Raw genomic sequence first — 9,481 nt, 5'->3', positions numbered from 1 at the left:
ACGAAGAGCACTGCTCTGAGATTAGACTAAGCAAGTATCCATAACAGTTGTGCTGGCGACAATAGCAAGAGTGAACCACCTGATCCCTTCCCGAACTCAGAAGTGAAACCTCTTAGCGCTGATGGTAGTGTGGGGTTACCCATGTGAGAGTAAGTCATCGCCAGCTCATTATTCGAAACACCCCCTGACTAGTCCAGGGGGTGTTTTTTTATGCACGAAGAAAAAGGGAAAGTTATCAAAATAGAAAATAATAAGAGAAGCAAATTCAAAAAAATAAGAAAACGAGAGATATTTAAAGAAAATAAAACTAAAATGCTCAATCCATCTATATCATTTTAAAATCTTTTGCTAATGAAAATGTGTAATAAATCAATATAATAAAATCGTTTATTTCATTAATAATATATAGGGTATTTAAGATGTTTTTAAAAAAATTATTAACTATAGTTTTATTTGCATTTGTTTCTTTAAATACTACAGCTGGTGTGTATCAGGATAAACTAAGTGAATGTTTGGTAAATAAAATTTCAGCAGAAGAGAGTCAGAACTTAACGGCTTGGATTTATTTGGCATTTTCAGCACATCCAGAAATTTCTAAATATAGTAAAGTGACGTCCGCTGAGATGCAAAAAATAGATAAAAATATGGCAAATTTATTTCAAGATTTATTTACTAAACGTTGTAATGCTGAAATCAAAGCTGTTACAGAAAATGAAGGAACAAATGCTTTGGGTAAAGCATTTGAACTATTGGGGAATCGTGCAGCTGAGAACCTGATGAAAAATTCATTTGTTGAAAAACGTATTTCATCATTTGCACAATATTTTGATGAAGATAAAATGCGTGAATCGATGAAATAATTTGAATCGGACTAGGCGAATGTATTTGACAGTTGATATTCGCTTAGTTCATTACTCACTCTTTTTAAAGAATATAATAATTGCCCTAATAATACATTTTTTGATGTCAAGACAACTAATATCATGGGGTGCTGAGGGTGAGAGATCGCTGTGAGTAATGCTTTACCATTTTCAGCATCTAATGTAATGGTTTGACAACCAATTAAATTAATCTCGTTAGTAAAAGCTTGAACCATTGCTAAGATCGAACTGCTTACAGCTGCAAGTTTTCCAGAATTTTCAATATTTTTCTTTTCTATAGATTTTAATTCAAAACCATCAGTTGAACATAACATCATATATTCAACACCGGACACATCAGAAATTAACTCCTTCATGAGTTTATGTGCATGTTCAATAAGCTGTAGTGGTGCTGAACGTGTTGTACGAATTGCTGTATTCATAATATCTTCATTAGATTGAAAGTTGAACTTCGGCTTTTGCAATAAGTGCTTCTAGAATAAAAAGAATGTCTTTTTTATTTCTAGCATCGATATAAAAAATCGGGTGATGTATCTGTTGTGAATCCTGCCATTCTTTATAAAGTTTGGTGGATTTATACTGCGTACTGTCTAAATGTGTAATCGCGATGATGATGTTTTCATTATTTTCAGAAAAATAATTTAAATAATCATTCAGCTGCTGAATTGGATGGTCATGTGTATGATCAATCAAAATAATTGTACCAATTGCGCCGTTGCAAATGGTATTCCATATAAAGTTAAATCTTTCTTGGCCCGGCGTACCATATAAACCAAGTTTAGTACCATCGGCTAGAGTAAGTTCACCATAATCAATTCCAACGGTAGTCAACATTTTCTGATGCGCATTTTGATCCGTATTCAGCGCTTCTGTACTCAGTACAGGAATATCAGAAATACTTTGAATAGCAGTGGTTTTTCCGGCACCCATCGTTCCGGCAAATACGATTTTGTATTGCTGTAAAATCATAATGAAATTTTAGATTCCTAATTTTTTTCGAAGACTACGGAAAAAACTCTGTAGTGGATTTGAAGATTCTTGAGCTGTTTTTTGGCTATGATATACACTCGCCATGGCCGGTATCTCTTCTATGATTTGAGCTATGTGGCATGCAAATAAATAGCGATTGATAATGTTATGGCTCAAATGTATTTGTTCAGCGATATATTGAGTAGAACTACCTTCCATAAAAAAAGCGGATATTTTCAATAGTGATTGTCGCTCAGCACAATGTATAGGCTGTGGCCAATGCAAAAGTTTATAGTGGCTTGTGTAATTGGGGGGAGTATCATCTACGTAATCCCAAACAAATTGCCATAATCCATGCTGTAAATTTATTGATTCCAACCCATATTTAAAAGTGACAACTGTATTTGTATCTGCTGAAATGAGTGTGATTTCAGAATTTTGTGTGATTTGTATATTTTGTTCTATCCAAAACTCATTGCTTAAGTTATCAATGAGTGCGATTGGTTTTTGATCTAAAAGCAATAGTTGACGTTGATGTTTATTTAAATCTTTAAAAGCCTGTGAGATCTGGAGTGCATTTAATTTAGGTTTTGTGTCTTGAACAACAATAGGATTGGACACATTTACAGGATTAATGTCTCGGAACCTTAACGCAACTGAATGCTCTAACCAATGCTCAAATTGATTGGTATTTGTTAGGGGTAAAAACAGGGTATCGTGTTCGATTTGATTTGCTTTCAATTCATTTTTTTTAAGTTTAAGTATGATTAAAGCTTCGTGCCTTATTTTATTTATATTCGGCAGGTCGATAAAGTCATCATTGATTAATAGGACTTGGAGTTTCGAATCTGCAATGTTTGTCCAATGAATAGTAAAAGTTTCAGATAGCTTATTTGAAATAATAGATTTAATGTCATTGATAACATTTAGATTTAAGCCAAAGATAGAAATATATAATGTGCTATTCACGAAATGGTCCAGAAAAACTGGGTTATTTCTTGTGAAATAACCCAACTTTAAATTAAGAAAAATCTAATTCTTTTTCGAAATGTTTAAGTTCATGGCGAGCCATAGCAAGGTTTGATTTACTACGGTCTAAGACGAGGTAAAGAAATAATGCTTCATTTGAGTCGAGTGGGCGGATTAAGTGATATTGTTTACCCAGAGTAATTAGAATGTCTTCAATAGAGTCATTTAAATTCAACGCTTTGGCAACTTTACGCTTTGAGCGTACAACTTCAGTATTACCAGCAGCAGCTAATTCTAAATCGATGTCGTTATTGCCTTGTGTTGCCATAGCAAGGCCACTTTCGCTGTCAACCAAAGCTGCAGCAATAAAACCGTCAATGTCTGTTAAAGCGTTTAAAGATAATTTGGCCATTATTAACCCCAATAAATTATATGTTAATCAGTAATATAGTTTTACTGACCTATATGATATTAGCTAAAAATAATGAATAAACAATGCTAAAAAAATCAGCTGGTTGATTATTGTTAATAATAAATAAAGTAAAAATGGTTTTTAAACGATTCTTGGCTGTTAATAGTTGTAGGATTGTGTAGAATATTTAAACCTTTTATAGAATTGTTGTATATGAAATTCAATTAAGGTTGTTGTTTTATAAGAGTTTTTTTATTAATAGATTTAATGTATTATTTCATTAATTTAATATGCAAAAACGATTGTATAAGATGAAATAAGTATTAAATATCTGTGCTGTTTGTTTATTTTCTGATCATTAAAATATATTATATAATATTATTTCTAGATTAATATTTGTGATTTAAGTCTATTAAATTTAATTATTTGTGATATATGTTAAAAGTTCAATCCTGGGGTAATAGGATTGAACTTTACTTCTTATAATGCACTTTTTAAATTATTTCGATGTTGTTTCACTTGTTTTGCATAACGTTTGCCTTGTTTTTTCATTTTTTGATTGGTGTTATAAGCGGTAGGTCCGACATTATAGTAGGCTAAAGCTTTTGGCATGCTGCCAGCGGCATTTTTATATTTAGTTAAAATAAATGACCCACAATTAATATTGGTGAATTCGTCATATAAATCCCCAGGGCATGTTGCTTGCCAATAACGTGGCATCACCTGAGTTAAACCGACTGCACCTGCAGGTGAACTGACATAAGGGCGGAAAGTTGATTCTTGGCGAATAACAGCAGCCAGTAGTAAAGGATCTAAGTTGTATTGATCAGCAGTTTGCACAATGTAGGGGGACACTCGATTTGCAGTTTCAGGATTGACTGAATAGGCCTTTTGTATCCCTGATGAAAGTTTAATGGCACGTTTTTCTACAGAGCCACCACCAAGTGATGAACATCCAGAAATCAGGGTTACAGATATAATAACAGTTGAAAACTTTAAGCTGTGAGCGCTCAGGAGCGAAGTAAGACGAGTTGAAAGGCGAGTTTTATTCAGTACATTCTGCATTTATGTTCACTTTAAAATAATCATGGCTAAGTGTAATTTCTTTAAGCGATAGTATGAATTGGAGACTTAGAGGTCAATATTTTCTTAAGTTGCTCTATACAGTGTAATTGTAAAAATTGATGGAAATGTACTCAAATTACATGATTGTCTAACTGAAGAGAGAAAAACAGATAGCATTACTTGTGTCAGTATTTCTCTCTTGACATGGTACTTATTAAGATTGTGGGGATATTCAAATCCCGAGAACTTTAGTTATAAAAAACTAGAATATCCACTCATGAAATATCCCTATTTGAAAAAGCTATAACTTTTTTCAGAGGTATGAATGGAATCTAAGTATAATTTAAAGTGTTTTAAGCATCCAAATTTCGCATGCTTGGCTATGACCTGTATTGCCCTTAGGAGCTTGTAAGTGTTGAAATCCTACTTTTTCATAGAGTTTCACCGCTTGCCCAAGTGTATGTGTGGTTTCTAAATAACACGCTTTAAAATTATGATCTTTGGCAAATTGAAAACAAAGTTCTAAAATATCTTTGGCTAAACCATGACCACGTAATTCAGGCAAAAAATACATTTTTTGGATTTCTAAAATGCTTGAATCTCCAGCTAAAGGAGAAAGGCCGCCACCACCTAAAATTGTACCGTGTTGATTTTCAATAACCCAATATTGTGCATTTGCTTGTGCATAAACGTGATATAAATCATCTAAAATTGGATCTGCAACGGCAAATCCTGATTCAGGTGCTAATCCAAATTCTTTGGAAACTGTGCGAATGACATTGGCAATGCTTGCATTGTCTTCAAGTTGAAGTGGTCGGATCTGAAACATAATCATCGAAAAACAAAAAGATGGATTGTTTATAGACTGATCCTATATAAAAATCCATCTCTAAGTTTAAAATTACTCAAGCAAATAATTACTTTAATTCGCTTGAACTTTTACCCAGTTCACGTCGTGCAACGATTAATTGTTGAATTTGCTGTGTTCCTTCAAATATATCAAGGATTTTTGAATCACGTGCCCATTTTTCCAATAATTCATCTTCGTTATAACCAACTGCAGCTGCGAGCTCTACACATTTTAATGTGATTTCATTACCTACACGGCCTGCTTTTGCTTTAGCGATGGATGCTTCACGTGAGTTAGGTTTTTTGTTGTCGGCCATCCATGCGGCTTTGAGCATGAGGAGACGTGCTGCTTCCCAGTCTGCTTCCATACGGTAGATTTGTGCAGCAATATTCGAGCTTTGTAAGATCGGTGTTGAATACTGCTCATCTAATTCACCTTCAAAGATTTCTTTAATTCGCTCTAAAGATGCCTTTGCACAGCCAATAGCCATCGCAGCAACGAGTGGGCGAGTGTTATCAAAAGTTTCCATAACCCCAGCAAAACCCTTTGCTACATCAATTTCAGCATTGCCTAATAAGTTTGCAGCAGGGACACGACAATCAACAAAACTAATGGCAGCAGTATCAGAAGCTTTAATACCCAATTTATGTTCTAGGCGTTCTACAGTCATGCCTGATGTACCTTTTTCAACAACAAAGGATTTAATCGCTGCTCGACCTAATTTTTTATCTAGTGTTGCCCAAACCACCACTGAATCAGCACGTTCGCCCGAGGTGACAAAGATTTTTTCCCCATTGAGAATGTATTCATCGCCATCTTTCGTCGCTGTTGTCCTAATAGCAGCTGAATCAGAGCCGCAATTGGGTTCTGTAATGGCCATAGCTGCCCAAGTTCCTTTTAAGCGTTGTAGTTGTTCATCATTAGCTACTACTGCTGCAATAGCTGAGTTGCCAAGCCCTTGGCGAGGCATACTGAGCAACAGACCTGTATCTCCATAGCACATCTCGATGATACTGAGAGCAGTCGACATATTGACACCGTTTTTATTTCCAGTATCTGTGTCGCCACGTTTATTGACGGCAGCACCTGCATTCATGCCATCACCGCCATCATTCATACCGTCGACGAGGGAAGACAACATGTCTAACTCTTTCGGATAGGCATGTTCGGCTTTGTCATATTTACGTGAAATAGGACGTAGAACATTTAAAGCAACTTCATGGGCTTGGTCGATCAGCAATTTAAATTTTTTCGGATTTTGTAAGTTCATGGACATTTCCTTGTTTTTTATTTTGCTGAATTACGCATGTAAGCCAGATTGAAGAATCGCTGTGGCACGTAAGTCTCGATACCAACGTTCTACGGGATGTTCTTTGGTAAAGCCATGACCACCTAATATTTGCACACCATCGGTCCCAATTTTCATTGACTTTTCAGCACATAGCACGCGGGCTAAATAGGCTTCACGATGAAAGGGCTTGCCAGCTTCGGCTAGACTTGCTGCATTGAGGATGAGCATATGCATGGCATCAATTTCGATTGCCATATCTGCAATCATAAATGCCACACTTTGACGGTGCGAAATTGGCTCCCCAAAAGCTGTACGTTCGTTTGCATATTGAATGCAATATTTCTTGACTGCAGTTGCGGTACCAACAGCCATGGCACACCACATTAAATTGCCAAGATCGATAAATGATGTGTAGTTGAAATCTTGATCGCCTAAGCGTTGGGCAGGGGTCTGATCAAATTTTAACGTTACCGTTTCAGTGGCTTTCAAACCCATAGCAGGTGTTTTTTTTGCGCTAATACTCTGGTCACGTTGCACAATAAAAACTTCAGGCTGCCCATTGAGCATGGCACTCACCAAGAGCACATCTGCCTGCTCACCTAAAAGGACTAAGGTTTTCTCCCCACTGATTTTATACTGCTGGCCATCAGCAATCGCGTGAGTTTTAAGTTGATAGGGATTAAATGCCGCTGTTGCCTCTTGAACCGCAAAGCTTGCACGTAGGGCTGAATCATCTGCAAATGCCGCTAAGTAGGTTGCTTGAACAGATTCTGAACCCCATTGGGTGATGGCATTGATACAGCTAAATGTCGACAGTAAACCTGCTGTTAAACTAAAGTCACCTTCAGCCAATTGTTCAGCAATTAAGATATTGCTAATGATATTTTTTTCTGCCGCGACGCCACCTAAATCTTCAGGTAAGGCATAATAATTTAGACCTAGATCTTGGATATGTTGCCATAACGCTTCAGGAAATCTTTCCTCTTGATCGGCTTGATGAGCAAGTGGATACAAGACTTCTGTGGCAAACTGCTGCATCGCATCAGCAGTCATTTGTTGTTCTTCAGTCAGGTTTAAATCAAATAATGATTTTTGTTGATTAGGCAAACGTTGCTTATGCACATCTTTGTTGGTCTGAAATACTTTTTGCGTCTGGCTCAGGGTTTTAAAACCAGCTTTTGAGCTCTGATACAAAGATTTTTCAACAAATTTTCGCAGTTTAAACTGATCGAGTACATCACTTCCGGCAATTTTAGTTAAAAGTGAGAGTCCAAATCCTTGTGCCTTGTTTACCATATTGGTCATTGTTGTTTTCCATTTGCGTTGTTCTTATTTAATGCTGACATGCCAAAGATAGAAAAACCATGTCATAAATGACATGCGTGATTGTCAAAGATAAACGGAGCACTTAGGCGATTTTTGATAGCTAAATGATTAATTAAGAATAGAAAAGTAAAAAGGCTTAAAAGGATTTTTATTTTAAAATTGACTTGGCTGACATTTGAGTCAGCCAAGTCTTGAAGTGTGCATTGAGTGATTATTGATATTTTTGAATCATACGACGAACATTGGTTTTCGCTTCAATGACGGTCATAAAGGTATATGCACCGATAAATTTACGGCTGATAAACATAAACTCTTTAGGTGGAACTGAGAAGTAGCGAGATGCCATCGATTTTGAAGCTTGTTGCATTACACGGCTATGTAATTGGCTTTTTTTCCAGTTATAGCGTTGTTGTTCGTCCATAACACCAGCAGGGATGTCTGGGTTATTTTCAGTGCTACTAAATGCCTCTGTTGCTAACAGAAAGACTTTGGCCATATCGGGTTTAATACTTTGTGGAATACCATCAAAGAACTCATAACCTGTCATCGCTTTGACCATTTGCTCAGAGCTATGGTGATAACCCGCGGTAATCAAATTACGCGCAACGCCTAATAGATGCTCATCGAACTGACGGATCGCACCAAAGTCGAGGAGAACAATTTTATCTGGAACATCCGCACCATTGCCTAAACGGACCAAATAGTTTCCGAAGTTAGGGTCGGTTTGCATTTCACCCCATTCAAAAATTTCGCGTACGGCAATTTCAAGTGATGCTTCACCTAAGGCATTACGGCGCTCTTGAGGAAGTGACAGCATTACAGGGCTATTAATCGGCACACCACGTTCAAAGGTCATACACAGCACTTGAGGTGTTGAATAACCTTCAATGATTTGCGGCACGATATAGCGTGGGTCTTCTTTTAAGCGTGCTGCAAAACGGCGAGTGGTATCTGCTTCGATTTTATAATTTACTTCACGATGCATCATTTCACGAACTTCATCAAACCACTGATCAAATTCACGGGTTTGAGGAACCATTCGTGTCAGTTTGAGCATGTTTTTGAATAGATTCATATCTGAATCGATTGCATCTGCCACACCCGGATACTGGATTTTTAAAACCAGTTCTAAACCATCAGATTTACGTTTTGCACGGTGAACTTGTGCCAAAGACGCAGTGCCAAGTGGCTCATGATCAATCACGAGATCATCAAGCTTTGAGCCAAGTTGATTTTGTAATTGGACTTTGATGGCTGGCCATGCCAATGCGACTGTTTGATTGTTAAGGGTATTGAGGGCTTGGGTGATTTCTTCAGGTAGAAAATGTTCACCATACAACGCCATCATTTGCCCGATTTTTACAATCGAACCTTTTAATTTACCAATTTCTGCGACGAGATATTCAGCCTGATCTTTCATGGCTTTTTTACGCTTTTTCTCTTTTTCTTCCTCACTCGAAAAAATAGAAGTGGCGTTTGATGCTGCCCAACGAGTTCCCGCAAGTAGCGATGCCTTTGCGATAGATAAGCGTCGATCCATAGAAGACGTTTTCAAGTGTTTGAGCTTATCGTTCTGATCTGACATGTAAATTAAATCCTTTAATCAGCAATTCGCAGAAAAATACATTGTAGCTAATTTTAACGTTTCTTAACGTATTAAAATAGTTCAACTTACTGAATAAGCAGTAAGCATTTGCAAACTTAAGCAAGATGCCACG

The 9,481-nt window shown here is 36.8% G+C and carries 10 protein-coding genes and 1 rRNA gene; 2 read left to right on the top strand and 9 right to left on the bottom strand.

What is annotated here, in order from left to right; genetic code table 11:
• Positions 1–51: 51 nt before the first annotated feature.
• Positions 52–166 (top strand): 5S ribosomal RNA (gene rrf, locus B1201_RS12845).
• Positions 167–419: 253 nt separating this feature from the next.
• Complete coding sequence (locus tag B1201_RS12840; protein WP_078193881.1) at positions 420–860, top strand: hypothetical protein; 441 nt, start codon at positions 420–422, stop codon at positions 858–860.
• An 11-nt stretch (positions 861–871) separates the two neighbouring features.
• Here the strand turns inward: B1201_RS12840 and B1201_RS12835 are convergent, their stop codons facing one another.
• The 9 genes from B1201_RS12835 to B1201_RS12795 form a co-directional block, all read right to left on the bottom strand.
• Positions 872–1,303 carry a roadblock/LC7 domain-containing protein gene (locus B1201_RS12835; protein WP_078193880.1) on the bottom strand — a complete coding sequence of 144 codons (432 nt, stop codon included), beginning with the start codon at positions 1,301–1,303 and terminating at the stop codon, positions 872–874.
• A 10-nt stretch (positions 1,304–1,313) separates the two neighbouring features.
• Entirely contained in the window at positions 1,314–1,850 is a 537-nt protein-coding gene (locus B1201_RS12830) for a GTP-binding protein (protein ID WP_078193879.1), read from the bottom strand.
• A 9-nt stretch (positions 1,851–1,859) separates the two neighbouring features.
• Positions 1,860–2,819, bottom strand: coding sequence for a hypothetical protein (locus B1201_RS12825; RefSeq protein WP_078193878.1), 960 nt, complete (start codon positions 2,817–2,819; stop codon positions 1,860–1,862).
• Between the two features lie 52 nt (positions 2,820–2,871).
• Positions 2,872–3,231, bottom strand: coding sequence for a hypothetical protein (locus B1201_RS12820; RefSeq protein ID WP_078193877.1), 360 nt, complete (start codon positions 3,229–3,231; stop codon positions 2,872–2,874).
• A 480-nt stretch (positions 3,232–3,711) separates the two neighbouring features.
• Positions 3,712–4,296 (bottom strand): lytic transglycosylase domain-containing protein, encoded by a 585-nt coding sequence (locus B1201_RS12815; RefSeq protein ID WP_078193876.1) that lies wholly within the window; start codon positions 4,294–4,296, stop codon positions 3,712–3,714.
• 343 nt (positions 4,297–4,639) lie between these two features.
• Positions 4,640–5,125, bottom strand: coding sequence for a GNAT family N-acetyltransferase (locus B1201_RS12810; protein ID WP_078193892.1), 486 nt, complete (start codon positions 5,123–5,125; stop codon positions 4,640–4,642).
• Positions 5,126–5,213: 88 nt separating this feature from the next.
• Positions 5,214–6,416, bottom strand: coding sequence for an acyl-CoA dehydrogenase family protein (locus B1201_RS12805; RefSeq protein WP_078193875.1), 1,203 nt, complete (start codon positions 6,414–6,416; stop codon positions 5,214–5,216).
• 30 nt (positions 6,417–6,446) lie between these two features.
• Positions 6,447–7,733 (bottom strand): acyl-CoA dehydrogenase family protein, encoded by a 1,287-nt coding sequence (locus tag B1201_RS12800; RefSeq protein WP_171263801.1) that lies wholly within the window; start codon positions 7,731–7,733, stop codon positions 6,447–6,449.
• Between the two features lie 241 nt (positions 7,734–7,974).
• Complete coding sequence (locus tag B1201_RS12795; protein ID WP_078193873.1) at positions 7,975–9,348, bottom strand: ABC1 kinase family protein; 1,374 nt, start codon at positions 9,346–9,348, stop codon at positions 7,975–7,977.
• Positions 9,349–9,481: the final 133 nt, after the last annotated feature.

Source organism: Acinetobacter sp. ANC 5600 (assembly GCF_002018395.1).
Classification (GTDB): domain Bacteria; phylum Pseudomonadota; class Gammaproteobacteria; order Pseudomonadales; family Moraxellaceae; genus Acinetobacter; species Acinetobacter amyesii.
Note: the sequence above shows the minus strand (reverse complement) of the source record. Positions and strands in the feature narration are given on the sequence as shown.

Bases quoted from the DNA above. Each gene is read 5' to 3' on its own strand.
- B1201_RS12840 (WP_078193881.1), top strand. From the start codon at position 420: ATGTTTTTAAAAAAATTATTAACTATAGTTTTATTTGCATTTGTTTCT.
- B1201_RS12835 (WP_078193880.1), bottom strand. From the start codon at position 1,303: ATGAATACAGCAATTCGTACAACACGTTCAGCACCACTACAGCTTATT.
- B1201_RS12830 (WP_078193879.1), bottom strand. From the start codon at position 1,850: ATGATTTTACAGCAATACAAAATCGTATTTGCCGGAACGATGGGTGCC.
- B1201_RS12820 (WP_078193877.1), bottom strand. From the start codon at position 3,231: ATGGCCAAATTATCTTTAAACGCTTTAACAGACATTGACGGTTTTATT.
- B1201_RS12815 (WP_078193876.1), bottom strand. From the start codon at position 4,296: ATGCAGAATGTACTGAATAAAACTCGCCTTTCAACTCGTCTTACTTCG.
- B1201_RS12810 (WP_078193892.1), bottom strand. From the start codon at position 5,125: ATGTTTCAGATCCGACCACTTCAACTTGAAGACAATGCAAGCATTGCC.
- B1201_RS12805 (WP_078193875.1), bottom strand. From the start codon at position 6,416: ATGAACTTACAAAATCCGAAAAAATTTAAATTGCTGATCGACCAAGCC.
- B1201_RS12800 (WP_171263801.1), bottom strand. From the start codon at position 7,733: ATGGTAAACAAGGCACAAGGATTTGGACTCTCACTTTTAACTAAAATT.
- B1201_RS12795 (WP_078193873.1), bottom strand. From the start codon at position 9,348: ATGTCAGATCAGAACGATAAGCTCAAACACTTGAAAACGTCTTCTATG.